The 20,161-nt window shown below is 64.2% G+C and carries 15 protein-coding genes; 4 read left to right on the plus strand and 11 right to left on the minus strand.

Features of this window, described 5'->3' with window-relative positions; genetic code table 11:
• Window positions 1–202: 202 nt before the first annotated feature.
• From J4G38_RS14270 to J4G38_RS14290, 5 genes are all read right to left on the minus strand, one after another.
• Complete coding sequence (locus J4G38_RS14270; protein ID WP_210518480.1) at window positions 203–4,180, minus strand: IPT/TIG domain-containing protein; 3,978 nt, start codon at window positions 4,178–4,180, stop codon at window positions 203–205.
• Window positions 4,181–4,463: 283 nt separating this feature from the next.
• A complete protein-coding gene (lpxB, locus tag J4G38_RS14275) occupies window positions 4,464–5,576 on the minus strand; it encodes a lipid-A-disaccharide synthase (protein WP_210518481.1) in 1,113 nt (370 codons plus the stop codon).
• 127 nt (window positions 5,577–5,703) lie between these two features.
• The gene (locus J4G38_RS14280; RefSeq protein ID WP_210518483.1) at window positions 5,704–6,120 is read right to left on the minus strand and encodes a 6-pyruvoyl trahydropterin synthase family protein; all 417 of its coding nucleotides are present in this window, start codon (window positions 6,118–6,120) and stop codon (window positions 5,704–5,706) included.
• 84 nt (window positions 6,121–6,204) lie between these two features.
• Window positions 6,205–7,206, minus strand: a complete 1,002-nt coding sequence (locus tag J4G38_RS14285; RefSeq protein WP_210518484.1) for a FecCD family ABC transporter permease — start codon at window positions 7,204–7,206, stop codon at window positions 6,205–6,207.
• Window positions 7,206–8,117 (minus strand): ABC transporter substrate-binding protein, encoded by a 912-nt coding sequence (locus J4G38_RS14290; protein ID WP_210518486.1) that lies wholly within the window; start codon window positions 8,115–8,117, stop codon window positions 7,206–7,208. Before J4G38_RS14290 ends, J4G38_RS14285 begins: the two co-directional genes overlap by 1 nt.
• Before the next feature lie 74 nt (window positions 8,118–8,191).
• Between J4G38_RS14290 and rfaD the strand changes: the two genes are divergently transcribed.
• Both rfaD and J4G38_RS14300 read left to right on the plus strand, forming a co-directional pair.
• Window positions 8,192–9,160: an ADP-glyceromanno-heptose 6-epimerase gene (rfaD, locus tag J4G38_RS14295; protein ID WP_210518488.1), complete on the plus strand. Its 969-nt coding sequence runs from the start codon at window positions 8,192–8,194 to the stop codon at window positions 9,158–9,160.
• A 109-nt stretch (window positions 9,161–9,269) separates the two neighbouring features.
• Window positions 9,270–10,667, plus strand: a complete 1,398-nt coding sequence (locus J4G38_RS14300) for an FAD/NAD(P)-binding protein (RefSeq protein ID WP_210518490.1) — start codon at window positions 9,270–9,272, stop codon at window positions 10,665–10,667.
• Window positions 10,668–10,749: 82 nt separating this feature from the next.
• On the opposite strand, the gene J4G38_RS14305 is transcribed toward J4G38_RS14300, so the two are convergent.
• From J4G38_RS14305 to J4G38_RS14320, 4 genes are all read right to left on the minus strand, one after another.
• Window positions 10,750–11,037: a hypothetical protein gene (locus J4G38_RS14305; RefSeq protein ID WP_210518492.1), complete on the minus strand. Its 288-nt coding sequence runs from the start codon at window positions 11,035–11,037 to the stop codon at window positions 10,750–10,752.
• A gap of 167 nt (window positions 11,038–11,204) precedes the next feature.
• A complete protein-coding gene (locus tag J4G38_RS14310) occupies window positions 11,205–12,212 on the minus strand; it encodes a zinc-binding dehydrogenase (RefSeq protein WP_210518493.1) in 1,008 nt (335 codons plus the stop codon).
• A gap of 158 nt (window positions 12,213–12,370) precedes the next feature.
• Window positions 12,371–13,249 (minus strand): rhomboid family intramembrane serine protease, encoded by an 879-nt coding sequence (locus J4G38_RS14315; protein ID WP_210518495.1) that lies wholly within the window; start codon window positions 13,247–13,249, stop codon window positions 12,371–12,373.
• A 139-nt stretch (window positions 13,250–13,388) separates the two neighbouring features.
• Window positions 13,389–14,252 carry a hypothetical protein gene (locus J4G38_RS14320; protein ID WP_210518497.1) on the minus strand — a complete coding sequence of 288 codons (864 nt, stop codon included), beginning with the start codon at window positions 14,250–14,252 and terminating at the stop codon, window positions 13,389–13,391.
• Between the two features lie 155 nt (window positions 14,253–14,407).
• On the opposite strand from J4G38_RS14320, the gene J4G38_RS14325 reads away from it, so the two are divergent.
• A complete protein-coding gene (locus J4G38_RS14325) occupies window positions 14,408–14,710 on the plus strand; it encodes a hypothetical protein (RefSeq protein WP_210518499.1) in 303 nt (100 codons plus the stop codon).
• A gap of 137 nt (window positions 14,711–14,847) precedes the next feature.
• A complete protein-coding gene (locus J4G38_RS14330; protein WP_210518501.1) occupies window positions 14,848–16,665 on the plus strand; it encodes a family 10 glycosylhydrolase in 1,818 nt (605 codons plus the stop codon).
• A gap of 345 nt (window positions 16,666–17,010) precedes the next feature.
• On the opposite strand, the gene J4G38_RS14335 is transcribed toward J4G38_RS14330, so the two are convergent.
• Together J4G38_RS14335 and J4G38_RS14340 are read right to left on the minus strand one after the other, a co-directional pair.
• The gene (locus J4G38_RS14335; protein WP_210518502.1) at window positions 17,011–18,270 is read right to left on the minus strand and encodes a hypothetical protein; all 1,260 of its coding nucleotides are present in this window, start codon (window positions 18,268–18,270) and stop codon (window positions 17,011–17,013) included.
• A gap of 190 nt (window positions 18,271–18,460) precedes the next feature.
• Entirely contained in the window at window positions 18,461–20,011 is a 1,551-nt protein-coding gene (locus J4G38_RS14340; protein ID WP_210518504.1) for a SusD/RagB family nutrient-binding outer membrane lipoprotein, read from the minus strand.
• Window positions 20,012–20,161: the final 150 nt, after the last annotated feature.

Below are 20,161 nucleotides of genomic sequence, written 5' to 3' on the forward strand. Positions count from 1 at the left end.
TAAGGAGTAAGAAAGAAAAGAGCCCAGCGCGAATGCGTTGGGCTCTTTTTGTGCATAGAGGTTAGCCAAGAACAGGACCGGTGCCCCCTCTTTTTTGGAGAGAGGGTGAGGTTAAATGCCCGCGCCGCTTGCACAAAAAAAGGCCCGCCAATCGGCGGGCCTTTTCCTTATCCAGCCAGGACATTCCCGGCCAAATCCATCCTTACTCCACTACCACGCGCTGGATGCTCGGAGCGCGGCCGTCCATCTGCACGGTGAGCAGGTAGGTGCCGCTGGCCAGGCTGGTGGTGGGCAGTTCGGTGGTGGTGCCGCTGAAGGTACGGGTACCTACTGTCTGGCCCAGCACGTTGCGCAGCGTAACCGAAGCTTTGCTGGCCGAAGCCGTCAGGGAGATGTGCATGGTGCCTTTGCCCGCCACCGGGTTGGGCCACACGCTGAACCCGCTCTGGTTGGCTTTGGCCGTGGCCGATACCACCGTCACGGTGAACAATACCCCGTTGCTGGGGATACCGCCGGCCGTGGTCACTACCACGTCGCCAGTGGTGGCGGTGGCGGGCACGGTGAAGGTGATGGTGTTGTCGTTCACCACGGTGAAGTTAGTAACGGCCAATCCGTTGAGCGTAGCGGCCGTGGCAGCCGTGAAGTTGCTACCCGTGATGGTCACGCTGGTGAGTGCCGGGCCGCTGGTTGGGTTCAGGCTGGTAATGATGGGAGCTGGTGGCGGCGTGGCGCAGTTTGTGCTCAGCACGAAATTGCCGGCCGATGTCTGGTAGCCAGTCACAAAAACCAGGTAACGGGTGCCGTACACCGAAGCAAACGTCACCGCAGAGGCGTATTGGGCAGCCCCGCAGTTTACGTCGTCGTTGCCGGCCACGCAGACGTAGGCCCCGCAAGGGCCCGAATACACAAACAGCTTGGTATCGAAATTGGTACCGGCGTTGCAAGTAGCAACGGTGATGCTGGCGCCGGTGCCGACGAGGGAATAAAATACGCCGCCTGCGTCCACGGTTTCGGTACAGCTGCCGGTCGGGTCACCGGTGTCAGTAGCCCCAAGAGTTGAGCCACTCACGTTCTGGCCACAAGTTAGCGCAATCGCATTGGCACAAAAGTCGTTGGGGATTGGCAACAGGAAAGCGACCGCCGACGTGCCAGTTCCGCCGACGCTTGTCACGGTGATAAAGCCGCTGGTGGTGCCGGCGGGCACGGTCACGGTAATCTGGGTGGCCGAGTTCACGACGAATCCGGGGGCCACCGTGCCATTGAACGTGACCTGGGTAGCGCCCGTGAAATAGTTGCCCGTGAGCACCACCACCGTGCCCACCGGGCCCGTGGTTGGAGTGAAGGAAGAAATAACCGGCACCAGAATGACGAACGGGGTAGTCGAGACGCCCACCCCATTGGGGGCTGTCACGGTGATAAGGCCGCTGGTGGTGCCGGCGGGCACGGTCACGGTAATCTGGGTGGCCGAGTTCACGACGAATCCGGGGGCCACCGTGCCATTGAACGTGACCTGGGTAGCGCCCGTGAAATAGTTGCCCGTGAGCACCACCACCGTGCCGGGGAGGCCCGAAGTAGGCGTGAACGATGTAATTATCGGCACCGGAGGCACCGTAAAATCGGTAGCCGAAGTGCCCGTGCCCAGCGGCGTGGTCACGGCAATGGGTCCCGTGGTAGCGCCGACCGGCACCGTCACGGTAATCTGGGTGGCCGAGTTGATGGAGAAGGCCAGTGCGCCCGTGCCATTGAAAGCCACCTGCGTAGCCGCCGTGAAGTTCGTGCCGGTGATGACCACCGTGTTGCCTATCGGGCCGGTGGTGGGCGTGAAGCTGGTGATGGTGGGCGGGCTGCCCACCAGGAACGGCGTGGCCGATACCGCCGTGCCGGCGGGCGTGGTAACCGCGATGAGGCCAGTGCTGGAGCCCGCCGCCACCGTGGCGATGATGCTGGTGGCCGAGCTCACCGTGAAAGTGGCAGCCGTGCCATTGAAGCTAACGGCCGTGGCACCCGTGAAGTTGGTACCGGTGATGGTAACGGCCGTGCCTGCCGGCCCGCTCGCGGGCGTGAAGCTGGTGATGGCGGGACCGGGGCCGGGAGCAATGGTGAAGTTTGCGTTCGAGACGTCGAAGAAGTAGTTATCGGCAGATTCCACCATCACGCGGGCCTGGGCCGTGGTCACGTTGGGCGCGTTTACGGCGGCGGTGCCATTGTTGGGCACGTTGGCGGCCAGCAGCACGGGGTACGTCAGGCCACCATCCAGGCTCAGGCGCAGGTTCACGGTGGCGCAGCTCACGGGGGCTACATCGGTGCCGGCTACGTCCCAGGTCACGGTTTGGGCCGCGCCGCCCGTCCAGCTCACGGCCGTGTTGGGGGCTGTTACCAGAAATGGGCCGGCGGTGCTGCTCACGCTCAGGTTCACCAAAGCGCTGTAGTCTACGCCGCCGATAACACCGGCCGCGCCGCTGTGGGTATCGCGGGCCGTGCACCGGAATTTGAGGGTCCGCGTCACCGTGGGCAGGCGCTCACCGAGCACGGTGGTGTTGTTCACCAGGTCGGTCAGGCGTGGGAAGTAGCGGGTGGCATCGAAGCTGGGCACAAAGGAGCGGAACAGCGGCGGCGTATCATTAGCCGCCTGGGCGGCGGTGGGCGACCCGGCCGGGCCGAGGTCCAACTCTTCCCACATATAGGTCAGGGGGTCATTTTCAGCGTCGGTAGCCGAAGCCGTGAGCTTGAAGGGGGTGCTGATGGGCAAGGTTTTGCCACTAGCCGGCGCGGTTACCACGGGAGCCGTGTTGCCGGTGGCGGTGGTAGTGCCGCAGGTAGTGGTGGCAATAAAAGCCTGCATTTCCTGGTAGTTGCCCGTGTGGAAGATGGGGTCGGAATGGGGTTGCAGGTCATTGGCCGAGCCGCAGATGCCGGCATAAGCCATGATGGTCGAGCCCGAGCCAGGCTCCCAGGCCGTGCTGGCGTTGCGGTTGCCACCGCCGCAGTTACCGCCCGTCCCGTTGAATGGATGATTGCCGGCAAACTGGTGGCCCATTTCGTGGGCTACGAAGTCAATGTCGAAGGCATCGCCCACGGGGTTCGGTAAACCAGTTACGCCCTGGGCCTTGCGGGTGCTGGAGCACACAGCGCCCAAGCTGGCCACCCCACCGCCACCGGTGCTCACCACGTGGCCGATATCGTAGTTGGCCGTGCCGATGATGCGGTCGATGTTCGATTGGTTCTGGCTCAGCAGCACGTTGTTGGTGTTACTGTCGTCGAAGACCGGCGAAGGCTGCGTGCCGATGCCTCTCAGGAAAATCAGTTGGTTGTTATTGGCTACCAGCACCATGCGCACGGCCAGCTCTTTTTCGTACACCCCCACCACACGGTTCACGGTGGCTACTTCGCCAGCCATTACGGAGGCAACGGTGTTGCCTTTCGTGACGGCGTATTCGGGCGTGCAGGCCAGGGCCAGGCGGTAGGTGCGCAGCTGCGGGCCGCTGAGCAGGGCGGCGGTACTGCCGCTGGTGCGGGCCGCCGTCGCCAGCCGCAGGGCAGTGGCCTTGGCGTCGGCAGCGGTAGCCACAAAACCGCAGGAAGGCGGGGTGCCGGCCGCGGCCCGGTTCATGTCTTTCCTATAGAATTCGAGGTAGTGCCGGGCATCGGTCCGGGTCACGGGGTCGATGTAAAAGCTGTTGCCGTTGCCAGTCAGCACCTGGGCATGAAAGCCGAGTTGCGTAATGTCGAGCCGTACCGAGGCCGAAGCATCGTCGAGCCCCACCCCGGCGTAGGTTTTAATGTCCGGAAACTGCGCGGCCAGGGCCGGGGCCATCACCGGGGCCTCGCGCACGGCAAAGCGGCCCGTGCTGCCATTGGGCAGGGGCAGCGCCAGCACCAGCGGAACGGCGTTGGCCCGGGTTTCCAGAGGGGCGGTGGCCAGGGCGGCGCGCAGGGCCGCCACGTCCAGGGTCAGGGCCTGGGAGTGAAACAGGGCTTCGGACAGGGGCGATGCGGCCGCGGCAGTCCGGGCTTCGGCATTGGCCTGAAAGAACTGCGGGGCCGACTGCTGGGCCTTCGCGCCCAGGGTCGTGCCCCACGTCAGGAGCAATGCCGCTCCTATTCGGCCCAGTTTTTTTCCAAACGAGGAATTAGTTGCCAGCCGTTGGGTGGCCGGCGGGCAGTGGTAACAAATCTTCATACTTAAGGTGGTTGAGGTGGAGACAGTAAATCTAAGGAGAAAACTGCCCGCCTCAAGTCCCTCAATCGCCCTATGCTGGCGAATAATCGACAAATCTACTGCATCAAATCACCAACCTATTTTACGCAAATCCAGTGCTCAGCTTAATCAGGGTCTATATACAGGTTTTTTGGCGCAAAAAGCATGAGGGAATTCACCGCCTCATGCTCGTATTTTATATATAGCACTTCCGGCCACCAAGCGTCGGGCAGGCATGGCCATTCTATGTCAGCGGCGCCCGCACTCAGCCGGCTTGCAGGTATTTCACCATCAGCTCGGCCGTTTTTTTGGCGGCCTGCTGCTGGCCCAGCTTGGCGCGCAGCTCGGCATAGCCGGTTTCGATGCGCGCCTGGTACTCGGCATTGGTGAGCAGGGTGCGGAGCTCGTCGAGCAGGTTGCGAGCGTTGAAATCGCCCTGAATCAGCTCTTTTACCACCTCGTGCCCCGCAATCAGGTTGACCAGGGAGATGTAGGGCACCTTAATCACCATTTTGCCGATGGCGTAGCTCAGGGCGCTGGTGCGGTAGCACACAATCTGGGGCACGCCAAACAGGGCGGTTTCGAGCGTGGCCGTGCCGCTCGTGACGAGGGCGGCCCGGGCGTGGCTCAGCAGGTCGAAGGTCTGGTCGAACAGGAACTTGATGCCGTTGCGCTCGAAGTGGCGGTAGTAGTTCGGGTCGAGGTTGGTGACGCCGGCCACCACAAACTGGTATTCCTGAAAACCGGGCAGAATGGCAATCATCTCGTGCAGCATTTCCTCAATTTCCTGCTTGCGCGAGCCCGGCAGCACCGCAATGATGGGCCGGGCCGGGTCGAGCTGGTTGCGCTCAAAGAAATCGGACGTGGGCTGAAATTCGGCCACCGCGTCGGCGGTGGGGTTGCCGGTGTAGTCCACGGCGTAATCGAATTTCTGGTAGAACTCCGTTTCGAACGGCAGGATGACGAACATCTTGTCGACGCGGGCCTTCACCTGTTCCACGCGGCCCTGGTTCCAGGCCCAGATTTTGGGCGAAATGTAGTAGAACACCTTGATGCCCTTGTCCTTGGCAAACTTGGCCATGCGCATGTTGAACCCGCCGTAATCGACCAGAATCAGCACATCGGGCTTATAGGCCAGCACATCCTGCTGGCATTGCTTCAGGTACCCGCGAAACTTGAGGACGCTGGTGGCCGCTTCCAGAAAGCCCATGATGGCCAATTCCTGGTAGTGGCGCACCAATTCGCCGCCCTCGGCCTGCATCAGGTCGCCGCCCCAGTAGCGGAATTCGGCGGCGGTATCCTGGCCGCGCAGCTCGCGCATGAGATGGGAAGCGTGAAAATCGCCCGACCGCTCGCCGGCAATGAGGTAGTATTTCATTAAAGCAGTTATCAGTTAGTAGTTATCAGTGAGCAGTTTGCCGTTATCATTGTCGTTATTTTTTGTCCGATAAAACCTGGTATTCCGGGCAACTGCTAACTGTTTAATTGATAACTGTTCACTGACCTTAGCCGCCGTAATATTCCACGAAATTGCGCGGTGTTTCGTAGAGCTTTACGCAGTGGAGCTGAGCCTGGGTGATGGCGGGCAGCTCGCGCTCGATGATTTGCCAGAAAGCAATGGCCAGGTTTTCGGTGCTGGCCATTTGGCCGGCCATGAAGGGCACGTCGAGGTTGAGGTTCTTGTGGTCCACCTGGTCGGTGACGTGCTCACGCAGCAGGTCGGAAAGGGCCTTCAAATCCACCACAAACCCGGTTTCGGGGTCGGGCTGGCCCTTCACGGTCACAATGAGGTCGTAGTTGTGGCCGTGCCAGTTGGAGTTGGCGCAGGGGCCGAAGACCTCGCGGTTGCGCTCATCGCTCCACTTGGGGTTGTGCAGCTTGTGGGCGGCGTTGAAATGTTCCTGGCGGCTGACGTATATCATGCTTTAGTTGTCCGTTGTTAGGTGTTAGTTGTCAGCTTTAAAGGGGCTTTCACCACCTGACAACTGACAACCAGCGACTACCAACTATGTGGTTTTCCGCAGCAAATATACAAAGAAGGGTACCCCGAACAGGGCCGTGACCAAGCCCACGGGCAGCCCCGCCGGCGGGTAGAGCAGCCGGGCCAGCAGGTCGCAGGCCAGCAGAAAGCTGCCGCCCAGCACCGCGCACCCCAGCAGATTGTAGCGCCCCGTGGTGCCCAGCAGGCCCCGCGTGAGGTGCGGCACGAGCAGGCCCACGAAGCCCACCGGCCCGCACAGCGCCACCACCCCGCCCGTGAGGCCGGCCGCCAGCAGCACCAGCAGCCAGCGCCGCCGCGCCACGGGCAGGCCCAGGGCGGCGGCCCGCTCCTCGCCCAGCAGCAGTAAGTTCAGGTCTTTCTGCATGAAAGCCAGCACGAACAGGCTGATGCCCAGCGCCGCCGCCGGGTAGGGCAGCACGGCCCAGCCGGCCCGCTCGAAGCTGCCAAAGGCCCAGAACACCACGCTGCGCAAGCTGCCTTCGGGCGAAGCCAGGAAGGTGAGCAGGCTGCCAATTGCCGCCGCCAGGGCTCCCACCGCCACCCCCGCCAGCAGCAGCGGGGCCGGCAGAATCCGGCCGCGCCGGGTGCCCAGCGCCACCACCAGCAGCGTGGCCAAAAAGGCGCCCGCCAGGGCCGCCACGGGCGGCAGATACACGCCCATAAACGTGAGCGAGGGCACCAGAACATACGTGGCAATGGCCCCCAGCGAAGCCCCCGAGGCCGTGCCCAGCAGGTACGGGTCGGCCAGCGGGTTGGTGACCAGGGTTTGGAGGAGGTAGCCGCTCACGGCCAGGCTGGCGCCGGCCAGCAGCGCCAGCAGCAGGCGCGGCAGGCGCAGCTGCACCAGCACCAGCTGGGCCGGGTCGGCGGGGTTATAGTGACGGAAAGTATTCAGGATGAAGCTGTACGATGTGGCGTAGCTGCCCACGCGCAGGCCCAGTACCAGCAGCGCCAGCATGAGAACGAGGCCGCCGGCCAGCCACAGAACGGGGCGCCGAACCTGCATCAGCGGGCGGAAACGGGGGGAGCGGATTCAGCGCGCAGCAGCAGCTTTTGCAGCTCGCGGACCGACTCGACTACACGGGGACCGGGGCGCTCCATCAGGTTGCCGGTGATGGCGTACACGCGGTGATTTTGATAGGCTTTGATGCGCTTCAGCTCGGGGTAGTTTTTGAAAAACGTGCTGTCCAGCTTCTCGAAGCTGCCGCCGAGCAGCACGTCGGGGTTCAGCTTGAGAATGTATTCGCGGGTGAGGGCCGGGTAGGGCTGCGGGAAGGTTTCCGTCACGGCATTCTGGCCGCCGGCGAGGCGGATTTCATCCGTAAACAGCGTGTTCTGGCCGTAGCAGTAAATGGGGTCCTGCCAGGTAATGGCCAGCACTTTGGGCAAGGAAGGGACCGGATGGCCCGGTGCACTGCCAAGCAATTTCAGGCGCTGGCGCAGCGAATCGGCAACGTGCTTGGCCTGCGGCTCCCGGCCCAGCAAATGCCCCACGGTTTCCATTCCCTTAAAAACGTCCTCCACAGTGCGATAGCGCTGGTAATACACCGGGATGCCCAGCTCCTTGAGCCGCTGGGCATCATCAACGGACGTGATGCCTTCGGTAGTGAAAACCACGTCGGGCTTCAGCAGCACCAGTTTTTCGAGGTCGAGCGGGTAGTTGTTCACCACCGGCTTTCGGGACACGGGGGCGGGAAAATTGTCCTGGGGCACGCGGGCCACGATGGTGGCGGTATCGGCCACGGCGTACAGCATTTCGGTCATGCTGGGGGCCAGGGCCAGCACGCGGCGCGGGTGCGCGGGCAGGCTGACGGTGCGGCCCAGGCCGTCGCGCACCGTGACGGTGGCCTCGGGGGCAGTGGCGGGGTGGCAACCCAGCAGCAGCGCCAGGGGTAAAAGCAGCAATCGAACACGCATGGCGCAAAGGTAGGCCGGCGGCTTCGCGGCCCGGCGCGCCGGTTTACCTTTGCTCCTTTCCAAACCCGCCCAGTATGATAGTAGTCACCGGCGCGGCCGGCTTCATTGCCAGCTGCCTTGTCTCCCGCCTCAACGCCGCCAATTTTAACGACATCGTCGTGGTGGATAATTTTTCCATCGAGAAGAAGCTGCCCAACATCGAGGGCAAGAAGCTGCGCGAGTATGTGGACCGCGAAACGTTTTTCGACTGGCTCGATGCCAACCACGAGCAGGTGGAATTCATCTTCCACCTCGGGGCCCGCACCGATACCGCGGAGATGGACCCGGCCGTGTTCGACCTGCTCAACCTGAACTATTCGAAGCAAATGTGGCTGGCCTGCGTGCGCTACAACCTGCCGCTGGTGTACGCTTCGTCGGCCGCTACGTACGGCGACGGCACCCTGGGCTATACCGATACCGACGAGGCCCTGTTCCCGCTCTACCGCCCGCTGAACCCCTACGGCGACTCGAAAAACGACTTCGACAACTGGGCCTTGCAGCAGGAGGAAAAGCCGTATTTCTGGGCGGGTTTGAAGTTTTTCAACGTGTACGGGCCCAACGAGTACCACAAGGGCCGCATGGCCTCGGTTATCCTGCACGCCTTCAATCAGATTCAGCAAACGGGCTCGATGATGCTGTTCAAATCGCACAACCCCGACTACACCGACGGCGGGCAGATGCGCGATTTCGTGTACGTGAAGGACGTGGTGGAAGTGTGCTTTTTCCTGCTGAACCACCGCACGCATTCCGGCATCTACAACCTCGGCAGCGGCCAGGCCCGCACCTTCCTGGATTTGGCGCTGAACACCTTCCAGGCCCTGGGCCGCACAGCCGATATCCAGTTCAAGGACACGCCGGAGGACATTCGCGACAAGTACCAGTACTTCACCGAGGCTGATATGAGCAAGCTCCAAAGCATTGGCTACGAGCTGCCGTTTACCCGCCTGGAAGATGGCATTCAGGACTACGTGCAGAACTACCTGGTGCCGGGCCGGTACATGTAGCAAGCAGCGGTAGAGACGCATATTTGCGTCTCGTTGCTCGCGCCGTTTGAATGTAACCTCAACGACGAGACACAAATATGCGTCTCTACTCCGCCTCTCCACTCGCTCCGTGACCCCACCCGCCAGTCCCGTTATTACTGTCATCGGCGGCGGCTTCGCGGGCACGGCGCTGGTGCTGCAGCTGCGGCGGCAGCCCGCGCTGGCCGGGGCCGTTATTCACCTCATTGAGCCCCGCGAAATCCCCGGTCCGGGCCTCGCCTATACGGCCCGGCGGCCCGAGTATCTGCTTAACGTGCGCCCCGGCGCCCTCAGCCTCTACCCTACCGTACCGGTCCACTTTACGGAGTGGCTGCACCGGCAGCCGGAAAGCGCTGCCGGTGTGCCGGAGTACGCTTCCCGCGCCACTTACGGCCGCTACCTACACGAGGAATTGGCCACGGTGCTGTCCTTGGCGGCCGGCGATGCGGGCGTGCGCTGGCACGCCACCACGGCCACGGCCGCCCCGCTCCTTTCCGATGGCCGCCGGGCCGTGCAGCTGGCCGATGGCACCGAAATCCGCAGCGACTACGTGGTGCTGGCGCTGGGCAATTTCCCGCCTCCCCCGCCCACCGGGCCCGATTTGCGCTACCTCCAGCACCCTGGCTACCACGCCGACCCCTGGGCCACGGGCAACCTGCGCCGCATCGGCCCCGATGAGGAAGTGCTGCTCATCGGCTCGGGCCTGACGGCGGTGGACGTGCTGCTGGCCCTGCGCCAGGATGGCCACCGCGCCCCGGTAACGGTGGTGGCCCGCCACGGCCGCTGGCCCGCCGCGCACCGCCCGGCTACAACGGCCTATCCCAGTTTTTACCCCGAGCTGGCTCCCGAAACCACGGTTACGGGCGTGGTGGCGGTGTTCAAGCGGCATTTGCGGGCGGCGGCGGCACAGGGCATTGACTGGCGGCCGGTGCTGGACTCGCTGCGGCCGGATTTGGGCCGCATCTGGGCGGCATGGCCGCTGGCGGAGCAGAGCCGGTTTTTGCAGCATCTGGCCGGGCTGTGGTCGGTGGCGCGGCACCGCAGCCCGCCGCATAATGCCGAGGCCGTAGCCGCCCTCACCGTCGTTGGTTTCGTGCAAATGCAAGTGGGAGCCGTGCGCGAAATATTGCCTGACGGCGACCAATTGCGGGTGCGCGTGCGGCCCCACGGCACGGCCGGCTGCTGGCACACGGCGCACCACGTTATCTGCTGCGCGGGGCCGCTGCTGGACTATGCCCGCATCGCCACTCCGCTGGTGGTGAGCCTGCGCGAGGCCGGCCACCTCACCCCCGACCCGCTGCACCTGGGCATGCTCACCGATGTGCACGGCGCGCTGCTGGGGGAAGATGGCGCGGCTTCGCCGACGTTGTTTACGCTGGGGCCCAGCCGGCGGCCGGCGTATTTTGAGTCGACGGCCGTGCCGGAATTGCGGCAGCAGGCCGGGGCTTTGGCAGCGGAAATTGCTAAGCGGCAATTCAACCGGGCTTAACTCTGGGGAGCATAAAAAAACTGCCTGAACCGTTCCCGAAGGAAACGATTCAGGCAGCAAAGCCCACGGCAAAAAGCTGAAATTACGCGGCCATGCGGCCGGTTTGCGCCGGAAACAAAGTCCGTACCGACGCTTCTTCCGCAAAAAACGAGGGGACAAGGGGCGTTGCTTCCGGGGCCGTAGCCGCAGCCGTTTCGTTGGCGTGGTGGCGCAGGGAGCGCATCAGGAGGTAGCGGTATTTTTCGGCGTCGGCCAGGGCCTGCTCGACGGCTTGCACCGCATCGGAGAGGGTGACGACGGACTGCAGCTCACGGCGCGGACGCCGGGCTTCGAAGACGTGACCATTGAGGTATTCGGCAGCAGATTTCATGGCAAAAGCGGGCTGTTTTTCAATCGACCTTCAGCGTACTTTACCAACCCCAAAAAGCCCGTTTTCATTCCCAATAAAACCTTTTACAGCAATCTTTTACCGCCCCAGAAGAGGCTTGAGAATCAGTAGCACCCAGGCTTCTCTCCCAGCGGTTTCACGGCCGTCTTTCACCCGATTTTCAGCACGATTTTGCCGAACTGCGCACCGGCTTCGAGGCGGCGCAGGGCGGCTTCGCCTTCGGCCAGCGGAACCACCTCATCGACCACGGGCACGATTTTCTGTTCCGTGACCAGGGCCAGCATGTCCTCAAAATCCTGGCCGGTGCCCATGGTGGAACCCAGGACGCTGAGCTGCTTCCAGAATATTTTGGCGGGCGGCACGTCGGGAATGGTCCCCAGCGTGCCCCCGTAGAACACGATGCGACCACCGGGCACGGCCGCGTCGAGCAGGGCGCCGAAGGCGGACCCGGCGGCGCTGTCGATGATGACATCGAACGGGCCGCCGGCTTGCTGGACGAGGGTTTTCACCCAGCCCTCGGTGTTGTAGTTGATGCCGCCCTGGGCCCCCAGCGCCTGGGCGCGGGCAATTTTCTCGTCGGAGCTGGAAGTGACCCAGACTTCGGCGCCCCGGGCGGCGCAGAGCTGCGCGGCCGTTATCGCCACGCCCCCGCCGATGCCGGTGACCAGCACCCGTTCCCCGGCCTGCACCTGGGCGCGGGTGAAAGCGGCCCGATAAGCCGTGAGGCCCGCCAGCGGCAGCGCCGCGCCCTGTTCGAAGCTGAGGTGCGCGGGCAGCGGGTGGATGTACTGGGCCGGCAGCACGATGTATTCGGCGAAAGTGCCGGGGTCGGGCATGCCCAGCACCACAAAATCGCGGGCCTGAGCGCGGGGGTTGTCGCCCCAGCGCAGGCCGGGGTTGACGAGCACGCGGCTGCCCACTGCGGGCGCGTCGGCGGGCACGCCGGGGCCGTGGGCGGCTACTTCACCAGCGCCGTCGGCCCCAAGGGTGCAGGGCAGCTTGATGCCGGCGTACTTGCCCTGCTGGATGAACACGTCGCGGTGGTTGAGGGCGGCGGCGTGCAGTCGCACCAGGATTTCGCCGGGGCCGGGCGTGGGCGTGGGAATTTCGCGAACGGTAGCCGGCTGGTGGACGGCATCAAGCTGGAGGGCGTGCATAATTTCAGTTTACAGTGAGCAGTGAGCAGTGAGCAGTGAGCAGTGAGCAGTGAGCGAACTTAACCCCATGCGATTTCACAATGCTTACGGACGGTTTTTGTTCGAGGCAGCATCCATCATCGTTGTCTTCCATATCCCAACTGCTCACTGCTCACTGCTCACTGCTCACTGCTCACTGCTAAATGAGGCCGCAAGCCAATCAGGGCCAGCGGGCCGGCGATGAACAGGCCCGTGGCCAGCCCGCCGAGGTGGGCGGCGTTGTCGATGTTGCCGGTGAGGCCGGAGAGCAGGTTGCTGAACACCAGGTAGAGCACCAGGCCCAGCATGGCGCGGCGGTCGGACTTATCGAGCACCAGCTTTTTGCCGATTAACAGCACCAGCAGCAGGCCGTAGAGGCCGAAAATGGCCCCGCTGGCCCCCACGGAATTGATGCCATCGGCGTGCCACCAGAGGCTGGCCAGGCTGCCGCCCACGCCGCAGGCCAGGTACACCAGCAGCAGGCGCAGCGGCCCCACCCGGTCTTCCACCAGCAGGCCCAGCAGCCAGAGCGAGAACATATTCAGCAGCAGGTGCGACATGCCGGCGTGCACGAACAGGCACGTGAGCAGCCGCCAGGGCTGGCCGTGCAGCGTGAGCCCCGACACATTGGAACCCCAGAGCACCAGCTGGTGCGCGGTGGGATTGGAGGCCGAGACGCCGCTGAGCACCATGAGGCCGAACACCAGCAGGTTGAGGTCGAGCAGCAGCGGCGTGGCCAGGAAGCGGCGCGAGGGAATAAACAGGCCGCGCAGCAGCTGGCCAATCAGCTGGGACCAGGTTTCGGCGGCGGGCAGCGGGAGCGGCGGGGCGGGGCGGGCGGCATCGGGCAGAAGCTCGCGTCGCCGCAGCTCGGCCACGGCGGCGGCCCCCACGGCGGGCGGGTAGCGGGCCGCGTTCTGGGCCAGGTACAGCAGCTCGGCCTCGGTTTTCTGGGCGAAGAGCTGGGCGGCCAGGGCGGCCGTGGAGCCGGGAAGGTTGTCGGGGGCGGATGAGTCCATTGGAACCGGACGCGGCAAGGAATGCGCCAGCCTGACCAACCGGCCACTTTGCCAGATGTTGGGCGGGCAGTAGCGCGGACTTTGTAGTCCGCGAATAGCACCGTTGCACTCGCGGACTACAAAGTCCGCGCTACGTTCCTCACATCCTTACGTGCTTGAGAATGGTGCTGTAGGGCCGGCCCGTGACCGGCGACTTCGGCAGCAGGCCCGACAACAAGTCGCTGACATCGGCGGTGCGCTTGCGGGTATTGTCGTTCTCGTAGGCTTGCGGGTTGTTGGCCACAATCAGCAAATCGCCCAGGCCTTCCTGCTGCTGCCGGGCCACGCGCGACATAATGTCGAGGTGGCTGGCCATGGCCGGGCTGAACTTGAAGCCATAGCGCATGGCCTTGTTCCACAGCTCCCAGCTGGCCCCTACGGCCTGCACGTGCCCCGGCAGGGCGGCATCGAGCTTGCCCAGGCGGGCCTGCTCGAATACGTATTCGGTCTGGGTTTCGGCCGTCCAGAACCGCTTGGCCAGCTCGCGGTACTGGTGCAGCGGCATGCCCGCCTTGGCCGCGGCGGCGCGCTCGGCGGCGGGAATGTGCTGCACCTGCTCCTGCACGCTCCGCAGCACGGCGGGCCCAAAATCGGGGATGACCGAAGTAGCTACTTCCGTGAGCCGGGGCGGGGCTTTGCGGGGCGCGGTGGGGGCGGTGGTAGCAGCCGGGGCCGGGTGGTTTTCCTGCTTGATGAAGTAGGCAGCCACGAGGCTCACCACCAGCACCGCCCCCACTAGTGCGGCCAGCAAACCGGTTTTGGGGCCGGTTCGGGCCAGCTCGTGCGGGGCCTCCAGGTTTTGGGGCAGGGGCGCGGCGGGCGCAGCTACCTGCACGCCGCGGCGGCGCAATTCGCGCCGGGCCCCGTCCACCAAAGCGGGCTGGTAGTGCTCGGGGTGCTCGACAAAGTACAGCAGCTCGGCGTCGGTTTTTTGTTGGTAGAAGCTGGTGGGTGAGTCGGACACGGCGGCGAATGGGGGCTGAGGAATGGAAGCAGCTGGCAAGATGGCACCGGCCGCGCAAACTGCCGCGCCCAACCGTAGGGCACCGCCGCCGTAAAGCCTCTAATGGGCCTGCATCAGGGCCCTGGCTATTCTTTCATTTCCCTTTCTTCATCGCCATGCCCAGCCCCGAGCAAACCCCCACCGACCCGCAACCCGACCAGGCCAGCTCCGCGTCGACGCCCGACCAGAGCGCCGAAAGCGACGCCACCATCAGCACGACTCCTAACCTGGACGTCGACACCGATTCGAGCACCGAAAATACCGGCCTGCTCCCCAGCAGCACGCAGCAGAACATGGGCGACGGCGCGGGCATTCGCGGCGACTACGGCGACGCCAGCCAGACCAACGGCCTCGAAGGCGGGCCCGACCAGAGCGCGACCGACCAACCGATGACCGACACCGAGCTGACCGGCTCCTGAAGCACGAGTACCGCGAATTTCCCATTCGCCGCCGCACCATTTTGGACCAGTGGCAATGGCGGGGCGGCGGATGGGAAATTCGCGGTATTCATTCACGGCGTAATTTGCAGCATCATTCGTGTTGCTGAATTTTATTGATGCTTCGTTTCCCCGCCGCTGGTCGGCTTCTGTTGTTTCTGCTGCTGCTGAGTGGCGGCTTACTTTCGGCCCAGGCCCAAACCCCGGCCGACTCTACCGAAACGGTTGAAGCCCTGCCGCCCCCCAAGCGCGAACTGCGCGGCATGTGGATTGCCACCGTTGAAAACATCGACTGGCCCAACCAGCGCGGCGAGGCCCCCGAGCAGTACCGCCGCGACTACCGCCGCCTGCTCGACGCCGGCCAGCGCGCCGGCCTCAACGCGGTGTTCGTACAAATCCGGCCCGCGTCGGATGCCTTTTACAAGTCCGACATCGAGCCCTGGAGCAAGTGGCTGACCGGCGTGCAGGGCAAGGCCCCGGCCGGTGGCGACGACCCCCTGCCCTTCCTCATCACCGAGGCGCACCGGCGCGGCATGGAATTCCACGCCTGGTTCAATCCCTACCGCGCCACCATGGATTCGGTCACGCGCCGCCTGGCCCCGAACCACCCCTACCGCCAGCATCCGGAGTGGTTTCTGCGCTACGCCGGGCAGCTGCTCTACAACCCCGGCCTGCCGGCGGTGCGAGCCCACATCACCCGCGTCATTCTGGACGTGGTGCGGCGCTACGACATCGACGCCGTGCATTTCGACGATTATTTCTACCCTTACCCCGAGCCCAACCAGGTGTTTCACGACGAAGCCGCCTTCCGCGACTTCAACCCCGAGGGCATCGCCAAGCTGGCCGACTGGCGCCGCAACAACGTCAACGTCCTCATCCGCGACCTGCACGACAGCATCCAGTCGGCGAAGCGCTGGGTGAAGTTCGGCATCTCGCCTTTTGGTGTCTGGATGAACAAATCGGCCGACCCACTGGGCTCCGATACCCGCGCCGGGCAGCCTTCCTATTCGAATCTGTACGCCGATTCGCGGCTGTGGCTGGAGAAGGGCTGGATTGACTACATCCTGCCGCAGCTGTACTGGAGCACCACTTTCCGCCTCGTGCCCTACCCCATTCTGCTCGAATGGTGGACCCGCAACCACTTCGACCGCCACCTCTACATCGGCCACGGCACCTACCGGATGCTCGAAAGCACGCGCTCCGACACCACCTGGCGCAACCCACGCGAGCTGCCCCGCCAAATCCGTCTCAACCGCGGCTACGACGGCGAGGCCAGCGGCAGCGTGTTCTTCTCGGCCAAATCCCTGCTCAGCAACCCGCTCCACACCACCGATTCGCTGCGCCTGAGCCTGTTCCGCTACCCGGCCCTCATCCCCACCATGCCCTGGAAGGATGCCGTGCCGCCCCTGCCCGTCACCAACCTCACGCTGCGCCGCCTCAGCCACTACGTCACCCTCAACTGGCAGTCCGGCCCGCCCGCTCCCGACGGCGACATCGCCACCTACTACGTCCTCTACCGCTTCGAAGCCTCCGAGCGCAGCACGCCCAACGACCCGCGCCGCATCCTGGCGCTGCCCCGGCCCGCGCCCGGCTTCCCCGCCACCTTCGTGGACACCACCGCCGTGCCCGGCCAGGCCTACGCCTACTACGTGACCGCCGTGGACCGCCTGCACAACGAAAGCCGGCCCATGCGCGTCATCACCAGCGGGCAGCAGGGCCCCGAGCTGGCCGTGGGCCAATCACCCGCCGGCACCGCCCGCCCGGCGCAGCCCGCCTCGCCGCCCATCGCCGCCAAGCCGAACCCCACGCCGACGAACCCGCGCCTCACCCTGCCCGCCAGCGAAAGTCCCGACAAAGCCGCCCCGTTCACCAAAGTCAAAATCAAGGAGAAGCCCCGGAAGCGCGGCTTCTTCGGGCGGCTGTTTGGCGGCGGGTGAGCCGGCAAATTGCCCGCCACAGGTGGCGGCATACCTGAGCACACCGGTGAAGGGCATTGCCACAAGTGGCGGGCCGTGTGGGCACACCGGTGAAGGGCATTGCCACAGATGGCGGGCCGTGTGGGCACACCGGTGAAGGGCATTGCCACAGGTGGCGGGCCGTGTGGGCACACCGGTGAAGGGCATGGCCACAGGTGGTGGTCCTACTAAGCACACCGGTAGTGGGGCCTGCCGCATGCGGTAATGCCCATCGGCACTACGCCCACGGCATTGCCGCATGCGGCAATGCCAGTGGGGACCGCACCGATGGCACCTGCCGCATGCGGCGGAAGCTTTACCGACTACCTACAGCAGCTTATATTCGAACCTGACCCGCGCATTGGAGCCGGCGGTGCTGGGCTTCACGCTCAGAATCCGAAGCAGCGCCAGCTCGGCACCGCGCACGCGCACGGCGTACACATCGTCGGCCGCCACGGGGCCGATGTCGGTGAGCAGGGCCGCCGCGTTGGCGTAGAGGGTGGTGCCCACGGCGTTGGCCGTGGCCGAGGTGTAGAAGCCTTTATCGAGCTGGGCGGCGGTGATTTTGACGTAGCGCGTGGTGTTGGCCGCCGACAGCGTGATGGCGCTGCCGTTGAGGCCGCTCACGAACAGGTCCTTGGCGGTGGCCGGGTTGGCGGCGGGCTCAATGAGGCCGGTGCGGAAGTTGAACGCGAGGGAATCGGGCGTGGCGTTGGGGCCGCCGCTGATGCGGCCGGTGCGCAACGTGGCCAGCGGCGTGGGATTGGTGACGTTGATGGCCGGCGCGGTGGCGGTTACCGTCTGCACGGCGCCGTAGGCCACGAACGAGAATACCACCGACTGGCCCAAAGCCCCGCGCGGAACAGTCACGTCAATGGTGCGGGTGTTGGCCGCGCCGTTGGAGGGATTGCGCACCACGCCCACCCGCACCGGGGCCCCGGTGCCAATGCGGTAGAACGTGGTGAGGCTGTCCACGGCCTTGAACAGCGGCGCGGCGGGCGCGGGCAGGGCCGGCGGCGTGGGCACCACTCCAATACCGGTTTCATTGATGATGAGCGAATAGCCAATGATGTCACCCTCGCTTTGCGCGGTGGCCGCCAGCCCGTTGCGGTAGGTGGCCGGCGTAGCGCCAAACTTAATCGTGATGGGCTGGGCCACGTTGTAAGTGAAGCGGCGCAGGCGCCTGGCCCCGTTCTGGAACGTCAGGGTCACATCGACGCGCACGGGCACGCCGTTCACGGCGTTGGCGGGCACCACGTAGGGGACGGCTTGGGCCAGCAGGCCCCCGGCGGCGTTGAACGTGCCATTGGCCGGGTACGTGCCCGTCACCACCGAATCGGCCTTATTCACCACCTGAAACACGGTGATGTCGCGCAGCTTATCGGTTTCGGCGTAGGTGACGTAAAGCGGCACGCTTTCGCCCGGCGCGTAGCGGGTGCCCAGCGGCACGCGGGGCAGGCCCAGCCCCGCAAATCCCGGGTCCTCAACGGGCTGGTAATAATCGTCCAGCTCCTTTTTACAGCCGCCGAGCAGCAGCCCCAGGAGCGGCAGCGCCAGCAACAGGTTTTTAAACGAGAAACAGTTCATATCGTGAGGTATTGAAGTCAAGGGAAGGAAAGGCATTTGCACTGAGAAGGGGAACCGTCATGCAGAGCGCAGCGAAGCATCTCGCGTGTGGTGGTAATCTCAATCGTTGGCCGTCATTGGTTGGTGGTGGCACGCGAGATGCTTCGCTGCGCTCTGCATGACGGCCCTTTTACTCAGTCAGACAATGCCGTTACGGCCGGTCAAACCACAGCGGCTTGGTCACGTAGTCCTGGTCGGAAGTGGCCCCGGCTTCGGTGTAGAGGCCGATTATGGCGTTGGGGTTCACGGTAACTTCGGTGGCGCCGGGCAGCAGGCGGCGCGGAAGCTTGCCGGCCCCCAGCGGCGGGTTGTTGTTCACGTAGTACGGCAGCAGGAAATTGACGTACAGGTCGGCGCGGTAGTCGTAGCGGCGCAGGTCCGACCACGAATCCGGGTTCAGGAACATGGCAATGTATTTCTGCTCCATGATGCTGCGCAGCGTGAGCGTGGCCTCCGTCTGGGGCACGGCGCTGCTGGCCAGGTAGGCGGCAATCTGCCCATCGAGGATGACCGGGAACGTGACGGCCGGCGGCGAATACGAGCCGCCCGCGCCCACTTTTTTCATGTGCGCCGTGATGCCGGCGCGCAGGGCGGCCAGGGCGCGGGGCTTGTTGCCGGCCAGGAACTCGGCTTCGGCCTCAATAAACTTCAGCTCGTGGTAGGTGATGGCCTCGTAGTAGCCCAGGTCGCGGGCGTACCAGCTGCCATAAAAGTCGGTGAGCGTGGAGCCGGGCGTGAGGTTGGCCGTGGTGCTGGTGCCGCGGCCGGGGTCGATGCCGGTGCTGATGGTGGGCGTCAGGATGCCGAAGCGCGGGTCGACCACGCCGGGAAACGTGGTGCCGTTGAGGTATTTGACGATGTTGGAGGAGAACGTGGCCGTGCCGAAGTTGGCGCGGGTCACCCCGAAAATGTTGGTCGTATTCGCCAGCGGGGCCACGGCCGTCTGGAAGTTGATTTGCGCGTCATCGGCCGAAGTTCGGAAGGCGTTGTTGCACAGGGCCAGCACGGCGTTGGGGTCGTAGTTGGCCTTTTTGGTGAGGTGCTGGGCCTGGCGGGCTTTCAGGGAATAGGCCAGGCGCACCCATTTGGCGGGGTCGCCCTTGTAGAGAATGTCGCCGCTTTCGCTGGGGGCCGTGCTGTAGAACGGCCGGAACTCCGCGCTGGCGGGCTTGCTCATTTCCACAATGCCCTCGTCGCAGAGCTGGTTGATGGTGGCGTAAATCTGCTGCTGCGAATCGTACTTGGGCGTGAAATTGGCCCCGCCCTGGTAGGCTTCGGAGTACGGAATATCGCCCAGCATATCAGTAGCGTGGGCCAGAATCATGGCCTGCATGATTTTACCGGCGCCCACGTAGTACGGCGAGCCTTCGTCCTGCGCCACCTTCTGCATCACCGGAATGTTGCCACCCGACTGAAAGTAGGAGTAGTTGAAGGTATTCGTGCTCTGCGCATTGGTGAAGTAGTACTGGTCGTTGCCGCCGCTGTTGGCCGTGCGGCTCACCACGTACTGCGTGATGTAGGGCGTGCGCAACGCCGTGAACATCTGCGTCTGAATGCCGTTGGAAATAATGCCTGGCAGCAGGAAGTTGGGCGTCGAGACGACCGGATTGTTGGGGTTGTTGTTCACGTCGAGAAACTTCTCGCACGCGGTCAGGGCCGGGAGGCTGAGTAAGAGGCCGAAGCCCAGAATATATCGTTTCATGGGGTTAGTAGTTAGTGGATTGGCCGTCGGGCCGTCATGCAGAGCGAAGCGAAGCATCTCGCCTGAGAAAGTAAATCATTCGCTGCAACAGCATTGATTACTGCTGCACGCGAGATGCTTCGCTTCGCTCTGCATGACGTGCTTTTTAGA

This window comes from Hymenobacter terricola (genome assembly GCF_017921975.2).
GTDB lineage: Bacteria > Bacteroidota > Bacteroidia > Cytophagales > Hymenobacteraceae > Hymenobacter > Hymenobacter terricola.

Bases quoted from the DNA above. Each gene is read 5' to 3' on its own strand.
- J4G38_RS14270 (WP_210518480.1), bottom strand. From the start codon at position 4,180: ATGAAGATTTGTTACCACTGCCCGCCGGCCACCCAACGGCTGGCAACT.
- lpxB (WP_210518481.1), bottom strand. From the start codon at position 5,576: ATGAAATACTACCTCATTGCCGGCGAGCGGTCGGGCGATTTTCACGCT.
- J4G38_RS14280 (WP_210518483.1), bottom strand. From the start codon at position 6,120: ATGATATACGTCAGCCGCCAGGAACATTTCAACGCCGCCCACAAGCTG.
- J4G38_RS14285 (WP_210518484.1), bottom strand. From the start codon at position 7,206: ATGCAGGTTCGGCGCCCCGTTCTGTGGCTGGCCGGCGGCCTCGTTCTC.
- J4G38_RS14290 (WP_210518486.1), bottom strand. From the start codon at position 8,117: ATGCGTGTTCGATTGCTGCTTTTACCCCTGGCGCTGCTGCTGGGTTGC.
- rfaD (WP_210518488.1), top strand. From the start codon at position 8,192: ATGATAGTAGTCACCGGCGCGGCCGGCTTCATTGCCAGCTGCCTTGTC.
- J4G38_RS14305 (WP_210518492.1), bottom strand. From the start codon at position 11,037: ATGAAATCTGCTGCCGAATACCTCAATGGTCACGTCTTCGAAGCCCGG.
- J4G38_RS14310 (WP_210518493.1), bottom strand. From the start codon at position 12,212: ATGCACGCCCTCCAGCTTGATGCCGTCCACCAGCCGGCTACCGTTCGC.
- J4G38_RS14315 (WP_210518495.1), bottom strand. From the start codon at position 13,249: ATGGACTCATCCGCCCCCGACAACCTTCCCGGCTCCACGGCCGCCCTG.
- J4G38_RS14325 (WP_210518499.1), top strand. From the start codon at position 14,408: ATGCCCAGCCCCGAGCAAACCCCCACCGACCCGCAACCCGACCAGGCC.
- J4G38_RS14330 (WP_210518501.1), top strand. From the start codon at position 14,848: ATGCTTCGTTTCCCCGCCGCTGGTCGGCTTCTGTTGTTTCTGCTGCTG.
- J4G38_RS14335 (WP_210518502.1), bottom strand. From the start codon at position 18,270: ATGAACTGTTTCTCGTTTAAAAACCTGTTGCTGGCGCTGCCGCTCCTG.
- J4G38_RS14340 (WP_210518504.1), bottom strand. From the start codon at position 20,011: ATGAAACGATATATTCTGGGCTTCGGCCTCTTACTCAGCCTCCCGGCC.